Below are 15,974 nucleotides of genomic sequence, written 5' to 3' on the forward strand. Positions count from 1 at the left end.
TTACAAATTTTTTTATTAAAAATAATGAAGGGTTTTTCTTAATATTTCTTGGTGTTTAAGGATTATTTATACAACTTAAATCTTATATAAGATAAGATAATATAATTATAAAAATAACGAGGAGAAAGTATGACAAAACTTGGCGCAATTGCAATCTTAAGTTTAATATCACATCCTTCTTTTGCTTTGGAGAGAATTACCATTGGAACAGGTGGATTAACAGGAACGTATTACCCAACAGGAGCAGCCATTTGTAGAATGGTAAATAAACTTAGCAAAGATGTCAAAATCAGATGCTCGGTTGAAGCGACTCAAGCTTCTGTTTACAATATAAACAGCATTAATAATTCTGAACTTGATTTGGGAATTGCGCAAAGTGATGTTGTATACCAAGCGTCCCGTGGAAATGGTCAATTTAAGGGTAAACAAGTAAAAAAACTTCGCTCTGTAATGGCTATATATCCAGAGTTATTGACTTTCGTAACAAGAACCGATTCTAATATTAAATCACTAAAAGATATAAAAAACAAGCGTATAAATATTGGAAATAAAGGTTCAGGAACAGAAGGTACAGTTCTTACTCTTTTTAAAGAAAATAATATTAAAAAATCACAGCTGAAATATGCAGGTTCTTTAAATGCAGTTTCTATGCCTGATGCATTAAGAGACAATAAAATTGATGCTTATTTTTATATAGTAGGACACCCAAATGCGAATATAAAAATTGCGACAGATGCAAGTGATGCTAAAATCATACCTTTAAAAGGTCAAACAATTAATTCTTTATTAAAAAAATATCCTTATTTTGCAAAAGCAAGTATTCCAGCAGGTATGTATAAAAATAACAATAAAAAAATTGAAACGTTTGGAGTTAAAGCAGTTTTAGTTGCAAGTACCGATGTAAAAGATGAAACCATTTATGAATTGGTAAAAGTTATTTTAGAAAACTTTGAATCTTTTAAAAAACTACACCCTGTATATGCCAACATTACCAAAGCGTCATTGTTAGATGGATTATCTGCGCCCTTACATAAAGGTGCAAAAAAATATTTTAAAGAAGCAGGACTTTTATAAAATATTCAGGACATAAAAAAAGGTAGAAACATTTGTTTCTACCTTTTTTTATCACAAAAATTTTGCCTTATAAAGGTAAATCTATAATATAACCATAACCTTTATGTGAAACAATAAAATCGTTGTCTTTGATTTTATCTTTTAATCTTTTCATTACTGTTCTAAATGCACTATCAGAAGTAGTAAGATCGTCCCAAACTTTTAATTTAAAAGAATCAACAGAAATAACTTCTCCAATATCTGAAATTAACGTTACTAGTATTTGACTTTCTTTATTAGAAAGTTTAACACTTTCTCCATTTCGATATAAAATATTTCTACCTTTTTTATAAGAATAGGTTTTATTTAATTTAACAATCTCGTCATTGTCTTTTTTATCTTGTCCCGCTTTATCTTCTAAAAGTTCCGTTTTTGCTTTTTGAAGCATATCCATCATATCGTCAATATTAAGAGGTTTAACAAAATAACCCAATACTTTTAAATTAATTAATTTTAATAAGTCATCTTCGTTTTTATAAGCAGATACAATAATAAATCGTTGATCACTAACAAGAGTCAACATTTCATCAATCATTGTAATACCATCTTTATTAGGCATTCTAATATCTGTTAATACCAAATCAAAGCTTTGCTCTTTGAAAAGGTTAATACCTTCTTCTCCATCGCAAGCAACTAAAACTTCATCAAAGATCGTATTTAAATAAAAAGACAGAGTTTTTCTTGCAAGTTCTTCATCTTCTACTAATAAAACCCTAGTTTTATAATCACTCATACATACTCTCCATATTTTTATCATTTAAAAGTATTATAACTAAAAATTACCTATTTAGGTAAAACAATAATAAATTTCATCCCATCTTGTGTATTAAATGCATCAATTGAGCCTTTAATGTTTTTTTCAATAATAACTTTACACATATAAAGACCAATTCCTGTTCCTTGACTTTCGAACTTTGTAGTAAAATAGGGTTCAAACATTCGTTTAATGACCTCAGTACTTGCACTTCCACAATTATTTTGTATTTCTACTTTAATGTTTTCTTTCATTTCTTCAATATTAATCTTAACAAAAGGAGAAAAGGTCTCATTTTTTAATTTTTCTATTGCTGCATCATGACTGTTGCTTAAAATATTTACAATCACTTGTTGGAACTCATTTTTATAAGTATTAACTTCTATATCAAAAGTGTTAAATATTAATTTTGTATTCGAACTATCAAACTCTGATTTAACAATTTTATAAGCTGTTTGAATAGACTCTTGAATCCAAAAAGAATTTTTACTCTTAGTTGGTAAATAAAAATTTCTAAAATCATCAATGGTATTTGACATAAAATCCAATTGAAACTTAATGTGATCTATGTTTTCATTTAATTCTTTTTTTGTAAACTCTTTTTTAAAATAATGATCACGTACAAAATAGATTAATAAAGAAATATTATTTAATGGCTGTCTCCATTGATGGGCGATATTTCCTAACATTTTACCCATAGATGCCAGCTTATTTTGATGCACCAATAATCTGTCTTTTTCAATATTTTTATCAACTTCTTTTTTAATCTTTTCTTTTAACTCTTTTTCATTGAGTTTTAATTGGGTTATATCATTTATATATCCATAAAATTCTGTGACTGTATTCAAGTGATCTTTAATTAAAACAATACGAGAAAAAACCCATTTAATGGAACCAGATTTTTCTTTCACTCTGTAGATGGTAGAAAAAGCGCTTAAGTTTCGAACTATTGCATCTTTTAATGAAGCTTTAAAATCCATTAGGTCTTCTTCAAAAATAAAATCAAAGTACTTAATTTTGTGTTCAATAAAATCTTTTTTATCATAACCATAAGAGGAAATACTTGAGGAAATAGTTTTTAAAAGAAATTTATTATCGTTTGAACATCTAAAAATTACGATTCTTCCTGATTCTACAAGCCTCTCAACATTGGAAAGTTCTTTAAAAAGATTCTTTCTTTCATCTATATCCATAAGTGTCATTAACATTCTAATATTTTTATTTTTTTTATTTTTAAATATTTCTCCACGTGCTAAAACCCATTTATACATTCCATCTTTATGTTTAATTCTGTATTCAACAACAAACTTTTTATTTTTTCCTTCTAAATGCTCAGTAAAAAGTTGTTTAACTACTTCTTTGTCTTCTTCATGAATTAATTCATGCCAAGCATCAATCGAATTAATTTTATTTTTATCGTAAAAAAAAGTATCTTCCCATTTTTTTGAAAAAAAGATTATATTCTTTTCTAAATCTATATCGCATAAACTGTCATTTGAAGCAATAATAGCAAGGGCATATCTGTCTTTTAATTGTTTATATAAGTTAGTTTTACCTTTTGATCGTAAATCATACAAATAAAATACTCTGGATAAAAAACGCGTAAAAAAGATTGTAAAAAGAAATAACAATAAAGTGATAATAAAAATTACGATTCCCGCATAACTTAGAGAATTATAGAACTTTTCTTTTAGTAAAAATAAAGAAGAAGGAAGATATTCTTTTTTAAGTAACAAACTTAGAGAATAAGCTTCAAAAAGATGAACATTATTTTTATCATAAGTAAAATCATATATATTTTTTATTAATATTTCTTTGTTTTGATTGTAATAATTATAAACACTTTTTTTATTATGATTTAATAAAACAAAATGACCTTCTATTTTTTTGCTTCTTTTATATATGCTTTTTTCAAAAATTTTCAAAAATTGCATTCTTTTATCTAAGAGCGGCGAGAAAAAAGCAAGTTCCCAGGATAAAGAATTTACAGAAGAAAAAGAAGACAATAAAAGATGTTCTTTATTTTCATATATCAAAATATCTTTTTTCTTATTTTTTAACGTTTGTTTGAAAAAATCTTTTGAAAAAGTAAAAGAACTTTTGTTCTTAAAATATTCATCCTTTATTGTTTTAAGAATTTCTTCTCCATACAACAAAGAATATTTTTCTTTGTCAAATAAAAGCAAAGAAATGTTTTTTTTATTTTCTAAATAATGGATATAAGAATAAAGATCTTGCAAAACAAAAGATTGACTTCCTTTTTTTGCATTAATAAAACCAATTAATTCATAATTTGATTCTTTTAAATCATTTTGTACGTTTTCATACTTTAACGCTAAGTTTTTTTCTATACTTAAAGTAAAATCTTTTAACTCTTCTTGGATTACAATGTTGTTTTGTTTTTCTACATTATAAATATCTTCTGCTAATTTAGTTTTTAAAAAATATCCAGATACTACAATAGAAGCAACAGTAAAAAAACCTATAAAAAATAAAGGAATTAAGGTAATTCGTTTTTTAATATCATTTAAGGTATAAAATTTATTTTTTTTAAAAAACATTTTAGTAAATCACTTTAGATAAATAAAGACCATAAGGATCTGCAGGTTTTTTGAAAAAACAGTGTTTATTTTGAATTTGAAGTTTCAAATCCTCTATACCTAACTTACCTCTAGATATTTCTAATAAAAAACCCACCATTAACCTAATTTGAGAACGTAAATAAGAATTTGCTGTAAATTTAAAAACATAAATATCTTTGTATTTATAAAAACTTGTTTTAAAAATTTCTCGTACTAAATATTCTTTATCACTTCCAAGTTTATGAAACAAAGAAAAATCATGAATACCTACAAAAACTTTTATTGCTTCTTTTATTAAGTCTTCATTGATCTCTTTGACATAAGAAATATATTTATAAGAAAAAGCATTCTTTTCTTTTGTACTTATTAAATACCTATATACACGCTTTTTTGCATCAAAGCGCGAATGAAAGTCTGTATTGACTTCAACAAGATTCTTAATTCTTATACTCAAAGGCAATTGTTGATTTAATACTTTTTGTAATTTTATAAAATTGTTTTTCCAATGAAGTGGAATATTAGTATTAAATACTTGTCCAGAAGCATGCACTTCTTTATCTGTTCTCCCTGAAAGAATGATTTTAGTATCGATATTAATTTTCAAAAATGCTTTTAAGAGTGCATTTTCAATAGTATGTTTATTGGGCTGTTTTTGAGAACCAAAAAAATCTGTTCCATCGTATTGGATGGTGAATTTAACATTCATTAATACAAGGCTTTTATTTTTTTCACGTATATAAAATAACTCATAATAATCCAAAAAGAAGGTACTACAAATAAAGACAATAAAAAAAGTTTATCACTTGCATTTTGGGCAAATACATAAAACAAAACAACAAAAGAAACAGAATATGCCAAGGATTTATTTTTATCATACCGTGGGTTAAAATAACCAAAAGCAATAACTAAATATAAAGACATTAAAGGAAAAAAAGACACAAGAATATAAAAAGAAAGTTTATCCACATCTTTGTTATTCTTGATATTATTTTTCCAGTAAAGATATGAATTTATAAAGATATCGTTTTTATTCTTTCCTAAAGAATCTGAAATATTCATTACTTCAAAATCTATTTGATTAATTGTTTTTTCTTCAATATAAAAAGAACGTCCCTCATTAAGTATAAAAGACAAAGTTCCTTTGTCATTTTGTAATACTGCATTTTTTGAAACAATAAACTGATCTGTATTATTTTGTGTTTTAAACAAACGCACTTCTTTAAACTTATTGTCTTTTTTTTCATCAATATAAATCAACCAATCGCCAAATTTTTGACCAAATTCGGAAGCTTTAATATTAAAATTGGCTTCTTTCTTTTTTTGATTTAACAAAACAGAACTTAAATGTTCTGCTTTTGGAATTAAACCAACAGATACAACCAATAAAGCAAAAGACAATAAAAAACAAATGGGAAAAAGCATTTTAATAATACGCGTGGGATTAAAACCAAAAGATGTAATAACAATAAGCTCATATTCATTTGATAGTCTGGCCATCGACATTACAAGTGAGATAAAAAATGAAATAGGAATAGTATAAAAAAATATTTTAGGAACAACATATAAATATAAGGTCATCAACTCCCAGACATTTAAAGTAATAATTGATGTTAAGGAAGCGATTTTTACTAAAAATATAATTGAAGTAATAAAAAATAATCCAAATATTATAGGAAAAAATGTACTTGCTATATTGGAGTATAGATATTGTTTAATTTTCACTAAAAAACCTTTGATATATTAAAAACAAACTCACATATTAATCCTAAAAATAAAAAGGGAATAAAAGGTGTTTGATATTCTTTACATTTGATATGTAAATAGAGTGCTGGAAGTATAGCAAAAATACTGGCTAAAAAAATAGCAAATAAACCTGCTTTTACGCCTAGGATTATTCCAATGATAGCAAAAATTACTATATCACCTTCACCAAGGGCTTCTTGTGTTTTCAGCTCCTCTTTTTTTAAAAATTTAGCTTTGATATTTTGTATGTAAAAGTTTAAAAAAACAAGCAATAAAGATATTGCTCCTGCAAATAAGAAGGCATTTTTAAAAGCCTCTATCAGATTATCAGACTTTACAAAAAGAGACAAGAGTAAAACAATAATTAAAAGGTAATCAGGAACCGCTTTGTATTTTAAATCAATAAAAGATAAAACAAGCAAGGTATAAAAAAGTAGAAGCAAAAAAACACTGTTTAGGGACAAGCCATAAATAACAATTATATATAAAGCCAAACATGCAGAAAATAATTCAACAAAAAAGTAAACAAAAGAATATCTAGCTTTACAATAAGCACATTTACCTTTTAAAAAAAGATAAGAAAGAATAGGAATATTATGATAAAATTTTATTTTTCTTTTACAGCATAATGTTTTAGAAGAAGGATAAACAACAGAGATATTTAAAGGCAATCGAACAATTAATACATTTAAAAAAGAGCCAAATACTGCTCCTAATATAAAGACAAAACTATATTCCACCAAAACGTCTTTCACGATTGTCAAAATCACTTAACATATCATCTAATTCTAAACTTGTAAATTCTGGCCAATACGTAGAAGTAAAAAACATCTCAGAATAAGCATTTTGCCAAAGTAAGTAGTTAGATAATCGAACTTCCCCTGATGTTCTAATTAACATATCAACATCTGGCATAAAAGAAGTATCTAAAGAAGCAGAAATATTTTCTTCTGTAATGTCAAGTTTGTTATCAACAAGTTTTTGCAGAGCTCTTGTAATTTCATTTCTTGAACCATAATTAAGCGCCAGTACTTGAGTAAGTCCTGTACACTTTTTAGTTTTATTTTGTGTTTCTTGTATTGTGTTTTGTAAAGATTTAGAAAATCTGCTTAAATCACCAATGGCTTTAAATCTAATATTGTTTTCTAAATACACTACCAGTTCTTTTTTTAAATGTTTATTCAATAAACGCATTAAAAATTCCACTTCTAAAATAGGTCTGTTCCAATTTTCAGTTGAAAATGCATATAAAGTCAAAAACTTAATATCTAGTTTTGCACAGTGTTTTGTAATACGTCTTACTGTATTGGCACCTTCTTCATGACCTGCTGTTCTTTTAAGATTTCGCTCTTTTGCCCATCTTCCATTACCATCCATAATAATAGCAATATGAGCTGGCAGTTCTTTTTTAAGACTTATCATTAAAAAGCTTCTTTAAAGAGGTAATTAAATCAAAAGAGATATCCAGTTTACTGCCTTTAAAGGAATAGGCTTCGTTTTTTAATAAAAGTTCAATTTCATTATTATTTCCACCAAAAGGGTTGTTCTCATTAATAATATTTAAACACACAGCATCAAGATTTTTATTTTCTAACATAGAAAGAGCATTCTTTTTTGCTGTTTTTTTATTGGTTTCTGCTTTAAAACCAATAGAATATACTTTTTCTTTATTTAATTGGTTTAAGATATCTAAGTTTTGATTTAACAAAAGATTCCACTCATTTCCTAGGTCTTCTTTTTTTAGTTTACCAGAAATCTCAAGGCTTGGAAGATAATCACTAACAGCTGCCACCATAAATAAATACGGTTTTTTTAAACTTTCATCAATGTTTAATTCTTGTTCTAAGTGTTCATGCATTTCTTTACTTGAAGTAACTTCTTTAATATTAAGACCCAAGGGTAAGTTTTCGTACCCTCTTGTTGTTACTAAAACAACATTTGCCCCTTTTAAATATAAAGCCAAAGCCAAAGATGCAGCCATTTTCCCAGAAGAAAAATTAGAGATGTACCTTACATCATCTATTTTTTCAACAGTTCCCCCTCCAGATATTACAACTTTTCTATTCTTCCAGTATTCATCTTCTTTTAAAATTTTGATACTTTCATAATAAATATCAGAAATATCAGCTAAAGCACCTTTTCCAATATCTCTGCAGGCCAATTCTTTTACCAAAGGTTCAACTATAGTCATGCCATTGTTTTTTAGTTTTTTTAAACTTTCACGTGTAATAGGATTTTCAAGCATATTGGTATTAGCAGCAGGGCAAAGCAGGATTTTTTTATTATAAGCAAGGACAGTTTGACTTAGAATATTATCTGCAATTCCATTGCTTAATTTATTAATAGTATTAGCACTTAAAGGACACAGTATAAATATATCTGCCCATTTTCCAATTGTTATGTGATTGTATAGTGAGTCTTTATCCCAATCTTCATTTGTATCATCTAATATTTTGGCTTGTGAAATAGTCTCAAAACTTAAAGCAGAAACAAATTTTTGCGAGGCTTGTGTCATGATTACTTTTACGTTTGCGCCTGCTTTAATATACAAGCGGATAAGCTCCAGACTTTTATAAACAGAAATGGATCCTGTAATTCCAATTAAAATATTTTTATTTTTTAACATACTAAGACTTTACTTTATTAAAAAATTTATAAAAAAAGCCTTTAATGTTTTTGGCTTTCGCTCTTGTAATTGCTAATTCGCCCTCTTTTACATCAGAACTAATAGTACTACCAGCTGCTATCATACAATTGTCTTCTAAAACAATGGGTGCAATTAATTGAGTAGCTGAACCTATAAAAACATTTTTACCAATAAGTGTTTTGTGTTTATTCATACCGTCATAATTACAAGTAATCGTACCACAACCAATATTTGTACCTTCATTGATTTCACAATCCCCTAAGTAAGACAAATGACCTGCTTTTACACCCGTAAGTTTAGCTTTTTTGGTCTCAACAAAATTACCAATATGGGTATTAATTAAAACAGACCCAGGTCTGATTCTAGCCATGGGACCAGCATCTGAGTTCTCAAGTATTGCATTCTCTATTACAGTATGTGCTTTAATATGAGAAGAAATAATACTGGTATTTCCTAAAAGAGTCACTCCGTTCTCAAGAATACTCTCACCTTCAATCTTAACACTTTCTTCTATATAAATAGTATCACGCAAGCGCATAATAACCCCTGCTTTTAAAAATTCATTTTTAATTCTATTTTGATGAATAATTTCTGCATCGCATAAATCTAATTTTGAATTAACCCCTTTAAAATTCTCTTCATTTACAAAAAGAGGTTTTAATGTTTTATTTAAAGAAAGTGCTATTTCTACAAGGTCTGTAATATAATATTCTTTTTGAGCATTGTTATTTGAAAGTTTAGGTAAAGCATCTAATAAAAACGCTGTTTCAAAAAGATAAATTCCTGCATTAGCAGTTTTTACAGCTAATTCTTCGACATTGGCATCTTTTTGTTCTACAATTTTTGTAATTTTGTCATTTTCCATAATGACTCTTCCATAACCACTTGCATCATTAAGTTCTAAAACACTCATAACAATACAAGCATCTAAGTCAAATTTTTCTAATTCACTTGCTTGAATAAGGGGCATATCTCCATTTAGAACCAATGTTTTTGAATACTTAGGACTAATTCCTCTAACAGCTCCACCCGTACCTGGATAATTTTTAACATCTTGAAGCACATATTTTATTTTTAAAGGAAAATATTCCTCCATACATTTTTGTACTTTTTGTGCATCATGGTATAAAATAACAGTGATGTCATCGCTTAATTTTAAGGCTTCTTTTATTGAATAATACAACATCTCTTTACCAGATATTTTGTGTAAAACTTTTGGCAAAGAAGATTTCATTCTACTGCCAGCACCTGCTGCTAAAATTATTATGGAAGTATTATTCATTCTTATTTTTATCCTTATTTTAAAGCGTTTTGAATCTCATTTTTAAGATTTTCAACCACTTGTTTCATTGCTTGTTTCATTTTTTCATCATTTAGATTTGTTTTAACTAAACGCTCTAAACCTTCTTCTTTATCTTTAAAGTATTGTGCAATTTTTTGAGATTTTTTACTTTTGTTATACATTAAAACACCAGAAGCAATAAGAGCAACAACTAAACGTGTATGTCCTAAGATAGCAGCGTAATTTAAAAGAGAAAACCCAGCATTATCACTGATATCTAGATTAGCCCCAGCTGCTATTAAAAGTCTGGCAATTTTATAATTACCCTTCCATTGTGTATGATGTAAAGCAGTTCTGCCTTGTTTGTCTTTTATATTTAAATCTGTTTTTTTACTTAAGAGTTTTTCAACTACATCAATATCATCTGCAAGTACTGCTTTATGAAATACTGTTCTTCCATTTTTATCTGTGATATCCATAGCAATTCGAAATTTAAGGAAAAATACCAATTTCTCTAAAAAGAGCTCTTTTTTACGAACTTTTTCAATAAGTAAACCATCATCAACCAAAACAGATAAGGGAGTATTTCTCTCGTTATCGATAATATTGGCATCAATACCTGCATTAAAGAATAATTTTAATAATTCTAAGTTATTAAAAATAATAATATCGAATAAAATAGTTCGACCATCTTTTCTTGCTCGATTAATTGCAGGCCGGTAAATTAAAAAATGTTTTAAAAGCGCATAATAATCAGCCCCAGCATCAATACTTAAAAACCTTCTTGAGCTTGGTTTTTTATTATTGTCTTGGATTAAAATAACCTCAGCCAATTCATCTACAATTGTTTTTTCATTATTGTCTCTGTGATCATAATCGGCATTATTTTCAATCAAATAATCAATCATTTTTTGATTATTAGGCCCTTTTAATACAGCATCAAAAAGTACCGTTTTACCTTCTTTATCCACAGCATTAATATTAGCACCCGCTTTTAATAAAAAATCAATGGCTTCATAGTTTTTAACATCTACTTCTTTTTTTAATAAGGTTTTACCACTTTGTGTAATTCGGTTTACGGCTAAACCAGAATCAATTAAAAAACTAGTAAGTCTTAAATAGTCCCGCTCACCATTGATATATTTGTACTTATTATCAAACTTTTTATCTCCGTCTTTCATTGTTTTTAAAATACTTAGTATTTTTAGTATTTCAACCAAAATATTTTTTCCATGAATGTCTTTTTGATTGAGTTTAATATTATGTTCAACCAAAGAATAAATAATCTCCATATGAGAAGAGCCCATAACAATAGCGTTAAATAAAACATTTTGTCTGTTAACATCCAAAATATTTACATCAACCCCATAATCAATTAAATATTGACAAATACTGGTATCTTCTTTAAAAACAGCATTAAAAAGAACACTTTGTCCTTCTTCATTTAAAACATTAATATCTTCGATATTATTAAGGATTTCTTTTACAATATCTAAGTTTCCACCCTCAACTGCATCAAAAAGAACTGTTTTACCATAAGAATCTTTTAGTTCTAAATTGGGATTATATTTCATAAGAATTCTAAAAACACGCGAATTACCTTCTAGGGCAATATCTTGCATAAGCGTTCGACCAGAAGAATTGTATTTATCTAAAGAAGCACCTTCTTCTAAGATAAAACGAATCATCATATTATCATCTTTATATATGGCTTCATCTAAGACTGTTTTACCATACTTGTCTTCAAGATTTATATCCATACCATTTTTTAGAAGGATTTTAATAGCAGAGATTTTTCCTTTGGCTACAAAAGAAAATAAAATAGTTCTGCCTTTATTGTCTTTTTGATTAATATCAATATCAGAAGCAATTAATTTAGCAATTTTATCTTCATTCAGGGTCTCTTTTAAGAGCTCTTTTTGTAATTGTTCAAAACCATCTGTCTTAAAAATGCCAAGCATTCTTTTCTTCCTTCTCATTCTCTTTTAACTATTATATCGAAGTTTATTAAAACTTGGGACCAGATCTTTCTCTTCTTCTATGGTTTCTTTTTGGATTTAAGTCCAAACGTTTATAATCTTTATTCCTATTATTCGTTCTGTTTTTATTGAATTCTTCTTTTAAATTTGTATTTTGCAAAGACTTCTCTATAAACTGATTTAATACATTTCTTTGAAGTACGGCTTTAATTGCATCCGGAAATAATTCTGGCATTTTATGCCCTAACCATAAGTATAAAGATATCTTCTTAATCTCATCTTCAACTAATAATAAATCTTTTGTAGTCACTGCTTTTTTAGGAAGAGTAATTGAGGGTTTATATCGTGAGACTTTATTTTTAATTACTGTTGCTATATATGCACTGTATGCTTGAAGAATTAAAGGTGATTTTGTAGTCATAGGCGCTTGTGCTAATAAATATTTATCTTCTAATTTTAAATTGAATTTTTCATCCACTATTTTTGCTGCACTTAACATTGAAGAAATATTAGCCGCTCTAAAAGGTCCTGAGAATTTCATGTTTTTTGCAAAATAACTAAGTACTTTTGTTAAAGACTGGGTTTGTAAATGTGACGCCAGACTTTCTAATTGGGCATTGTTTATTTTTACATTAAAAGGAGGTTTGATTGTTTTTACTGGTTTTTTAAATTCTTCTGTAATATACTCAAGCGTATCTTTATATGTTGCACCTAAATAACCCACTTCATGTAAACCATAACGACCAGCGCGTCCTGCTAATTGAACAATCTCATTTACTAGTAAACCGCGTTTTGAAATACCATCAAATTTTTTATGATTGGAGAATAAAATAGTTTTAATAGGAAGATTTAAACCCATAGCAATAGCATCCGTTGCTATTAAAATAGTTGTTTCTCCTTCTCTAAAACGTCTGGCTTCATCCCGTCTTACTTCAGGAGAAAGATTTCCATAAATCACAGAGACCTTATGTTTTTTATTTAGCCTTGATTTTAGTTTTAATACTTCTGCTCTTGAAAAAGCGATAATGGCAGTGCCAGGCTCAAGAGAGTTTAAAGAAGTATGTTTTGTCATTACTTCTAAAGGATTTTTCCGCTGGAATTTAACAATTTCTAGGTCTTCATCTAAATACGCTGCAATTGTTTTAATAGCATCTAGGGCATTTACAGAACCTGTCATAATAATAGTAGAAGCAGGACAACCAATAATGGCATTCACCCAAGCCCAACCTCTATCAATATCAGCTAACATTTGAACTTCATCAATGACAGCAATATCAACATCCAAATCAAAATCCATCATTTCAATAGTGGAACATACATGAGCAGCATCTTCATTAAAAAGCTGTTCTTCTCCTGTAATTAAAGAAACATCAATGTTATTTTTCTTTAAGTCCTCATAACCTTCAAGCGCTAATAAACGCAAAGGGGCTAAATAAAGACCTGAGTTTGAAGCTTTAAGCTCAGTCATAGCAGCATAAGTTTTACCAGAATTTGTAGGTCCTACAAAAAACTTTAATTTTCTCTTCATGCTACGTGCTAGGGGGTATAATTCTTTTAAATCACAATTTAAAAGACTGTGTAATTGATCTTGCCATTTGTTTTTCATAAGCGTATTATATTGAATTGTATATAATAGAGTATTAAAACAATAAAAAGTTTATAAATTACATTTAAATATGTAAACATTTGTAATAAAACAGAACAAGGGACAAAATGAATTGTGAGTATTTTTCAAAATGTGGGAGCTGTACCCTACATGATAAAAATTATGAAGAACAACTAAATTATAAAATAAATAGAGAAAAAGAGCGTTTTTCTGATATCACTTCTTTAGAATTTGATATTGTAAAATCAAAAGATGAAAATTTTAGAAACAGAGCAGAGTTTAGATTCTGGAGAAACTTTGATGAAGGAGATATACCTACTCTTTCTTATGCTATGAACGATTATGACAGACGGGCCTTAGAAATCACGACCTGTTCTATTGTATCAATGGATATTAAAAACTTAATGCCAAAACTATTAGAAAAAATAGTAAACAATGAAAAACTAAAATTCAAGATTTATGCCTGTGAGTTCTTAAATGCGACAACGGGAGATATGTTGGTTACTTTGATTTATCACAAAAAATTAGATGAAGAATGGTTAGAGTTAGCAACAAGATTAGAAAAAGAGCTTAGTATTAAAATAATAGGACGAAGCAGAGGACAGAAAGTAATTGTATCAAACGATTATATTGAAGAAACACTCACTATTAATAATAAAGCGTTTCATTTTGAATACCAAGAAGGCGGTTTCACCCAACCCAATGCAAAAGTAAACGAAAAAATGATTGAATGGGTCTTAAACAATGCTAGTACTAAAGGGGATTTATGTGAGCTGTATTGTGGGGGAGGAAATTTCACCATTCCTTTTTCAAAAGTATTTGATAAAATAATAGCAACTGAAATCTCAAAAACATCTATTAAATCCGCAAAAAGAAACTGTGAGTTAAATGATGTTTCTAATATTGATTTTGTAAGAATGAGTGCAGAAGATTTTGTAAAAGCATTGGAATCAAAAAGAGAATTTAGACGCTTAGAAGGTTTGGATGTAAATTCTTTTTCAAAAGAGAGTATTTTTGTAGATCCTCCACGTGCTGGATTAGATGATACAACAAGAGCTTTATGTAAAGAATATCAACAAATAATTTATGTATCCTGTAATCCAGAGACGCTTCATAGAGATTTACTTGCTTTGAAAGAAACGCATAACATTACACACTTTGCATTGTTTGACCAATTTGCCTATACTAAGCATATTGAATCCGGCGTGATATTAGTAAAAAAATAATGTCCTCCCATAAAACATTTAAACAAAAGAACAAAGTTAAAGAAAGGAAAAGATATTTGGAAAATAAAACAGCTTCAATACCAGAAGATATACTTAAAATACAAAAAAAATTAGCTACTTTTGAAAAAGATTCAAGAAACTATAAAAAGTATTCCAAAATCTTATCCAAGCATATAAAAAAACACTCTATGTTAAGGCGTTTAAACTCTCATATTAATACCATTGAAAAAATGGACCAAATAAAAGATATAAAAACAGAAAAATAATCCATAATTTAATCTAATTTTAAGAATTGGTGTGTCATACTCTTTGTCTAAATTAGGTATTAATTAATACCGAAGAGTTTGAACTCTATGCTCAGTAAGATGAGAACGTTAGCGGATGTGAGAAACTTTTTTCACAATGTGTCATAATTAAAAGGATTTTATTATGAGAATAAATACTAACGTTGCTTCCCTTGTAGCACAAGAAAATGCAGCAAACACACAATTTAAATTAAGTTCTTCTTTAGAAAAACTATCTTCTGGTCTTAAAATTAATAAAGCAGCTGATGATGCTTCTGGTTTAGCAATTGCTGATAAACTTAGAACTCAAGGTACTTCTATTGATCAAGGTATTGCAAATGGTAACTCAGCAGTTACATTATTACAAATTGCTGATAAATCAATGTCTGAGCAATCAAATATTCTTGATACAATTAAAGCTAAATTAATTCAAGCTAATACTGATACTACATCTGATGATGGTAGAGAATCAATTAGAAAAGATATTTCTAAATTATTAGAACAACTAGATAATATTGCAGAACAAACAAACTACAATGGTAATGTTTTATTACAAAGTGGTGCTGGAGATTCAGTAACGGATAGAGCTGTTTCTGCTGATTTAAACTTCCAAATTGGTGAGTCTAAAAATGATATTATTTCTAATACTTCGGTTCAATCTAATACAGATGGATTAGGTTCAAAAGAATCCTATAGTGACGGATCTTTAGTTGCACAAGGTGCTACACTTACTATTGCAAGTGCCGGTTCAATTACTA

Annotated in this window: 13 protein-coding genes and 1 pseudogene; 4 read left to right on the plus strand and 10 right to left on the minus strand. The window is 28.0% G+C overall.

Annotated features, from left to right (window positions below; genetic code table 11):
* The first annotated feature begins 129 nt into the window (after positions 1-129).
* The gene (locus HRT41_13110; GenBank protein NQY24961.1) at positions 130-1,074 is read left to right on the plus strand and encodes a TAXI family TRAP transporter solute-binding subunit; all 945 of its coding nucleotides are present in this window, start codon (positions 130-132) and stop codon (positions 1,072-1,074) included.
* 67 nt (positions 1,075-1,141) lie between these two features.
* Here HRT41_13110 and HRT41_13115 read toward each other — a convergent pair whose 3' ends face one another.
* The 10 genes from HRT41_13115 to HRT41_13160 are packed head-to-tail and all read right to left on the minus strand — an operon-like array spanning position 1,142 to position 13,706.
* Complete coding sequence (locus HRT41_13115) at positions 1,142-1,846, minus strand: response regulator (protein NQY24962.1); 705 nt, start codon at positions 1,844-1,846, stop codon at positions 1,142-1,144.
* 50 nt (positions 1,847-1,896) lie between these two features.
* Positions 1,897-4,428: a PAS domain-containing protein gene (locus HRT41_13120; GenBank protein ID NQY24963.1), complete on the minus strand. Its 2,532-nt coding sequence runs from the start codon at positions 4,426-4,428 to the stop codon at positions 1,897-1,899.
* Position 4,429: 1 nt separating this feature from the next.
* Positions 4,430-5,155 carry a tRNA pseudouridine(38-40) synthase TruA gene (truA, locus tag HRT41_13125; GenBank protein ID NQY24964.1) on the minus strand — a complete coding sequence of 242 codons (726 nt, stop codon included), beginning with the start codon at positions 5,153-5,155 and terminating at the stop codon, positions 4,430-4,432.
* Positions 5,155-6,171 (minus strand): YjgP/YjgQ family permease, encoded by a 1,017-nt coding sequence (locus tag HRT41_13130; GenBank protein ID NQY24965.1) that lies wholly within the window; start codon positions 6,169-6,171, stop codon positions 5,155-5,157. Before HRT41_13130 ends, truA begins: the two co-directional genes overlap by 1 nt.
* Positions 6,171-6,947, minus strand: a complete 777-nt coding sequence (locus HRT41_13135) for a prepilin peptidase (GenBank protein ID NQY24966.1) — start codon at positions 6,945-6,947, stop codon at positions 6,171-6,173. The genes HRT41_13130 and HRT41_13135 overlap by 1 nt, the downstream gene beginning before the upstream one ends.
* The gene (locus HRT41_13140) at positions 6,922-7,614 is read right to left on the minus strand and encodes a di-trans,poly-cis-decaprenylcistransferase (GenBank protein NQY24967.1); all 693 of its coding nucleotides are present in this window, start codon (positions 7,612-7,614) and stop codon (positions 6,922-6,924) included. The genes HRT41_13135 and HRT41_13140 overlap by 26 nt, the downstream gene beginning before the upstream one ends.
* Positions 7,601-8,818: a bifunctional phosphopantothenoylcysteine decarboxylase/phosphopantothenate--cysteine ligase CoaBC gene (gene coaBC, locus HRT41_13145; protein NQY24968.1), complete on the minus strand. Its 1,218-nt coding sequence runs from the start codon at positions 8,816-8,818 to the stop codon at positions 7,601-7,603. Before coaBC ends, HRT41_13140 begins: the two co-directional genes overlap by 14 nt.
* A gap of 1 nt (position 8,819) precedes the next feature.
* Positions 8,820-10,121 (minus strand): bifunctional UDP-N-acetylglucosamine diphosphorylase/glucosamine-1-phosphate N-acetyltransferase GlmU, encoded by a 1,302-nt coding sequence (gene glmU, locus HRT41_13150; protein NQY24969.1) that lies wholly within the window; start codon positions 10,119-10,121, stop codon positions 8,820-8,822.
* 14 nt (positions 10,122-10,135) lie between these two features.
* On the minus strand, positions 10,136-12,082 hold the full coding sequence (locus HRT41_13155) for an ankyrin repeat domain-containing protein (protein NQY24970.1): 1,947 nt from the start codon (positions 12,080-12,082) through the stop codon (positions 10,136-10,138).
* Between the two features lie 46 nt (positions 12,083-12,128).
* A complete protein-coding gene (locus HRT41_13160; GenBank protein NQY24971.1) occupies positions 12,129-13,706 on the minus strand; it encodes an RNA helicase in 1,578 nt (525 codons plus the stop codon).
* A 107-nt stretch (positions 13,707-13,813) separates the two neighbouring features.
* Between HRT41_13160 and trmA the strand changes: the two genes are divergently transcribed.
* The 3 genes and pseudogenes from trmA to HRT41_13175 all read left to right on the plus strand — a co-directional run bounded on the left by trmA (position 13,814) and on the right by HRT41_13175 (position 15,892).
* On the plus strand, positions 13,814-14,932 hold the full coding sequence (gene trmA, locus HRT41_13165) for a tRNA (uridine(54)-C5)-methyltransferase TrmA (protein NQY24972.1): 1,119 nt from the start codon (positions 13,814-13,816) through the stop codon (positions 14,930-14,932).
* A 56-nt stretch (positions 14,933-14,988) separates the two neighbouring features.
* On the plus strand, positions 14,989-15,198 hold the full coding sequence (locus HRT41_13170; protein NQY24973.1) for a hypothetical protein: 210 nt from the start codon (positions 14,989-14,991) through the stop codon (positions 15,196-15,198).
* Positions 15,199-15,361: 163 nt separating this feature from the next.
* Positions 15,362-15,892, plus strand: a pseudogene (locus HRT41_13175) (flagellin).
* Positions 15,893-15,974 lie beyond the last annotated feature (82 nt).

The organism is Campylobacteraceae bacterium, from assembly GCA_013215945.1.
Lineage (GTDB): Bacteria > Campylobacterota > Campylobacteria > Campylobacterales > Arcobacteraceae > NORP36.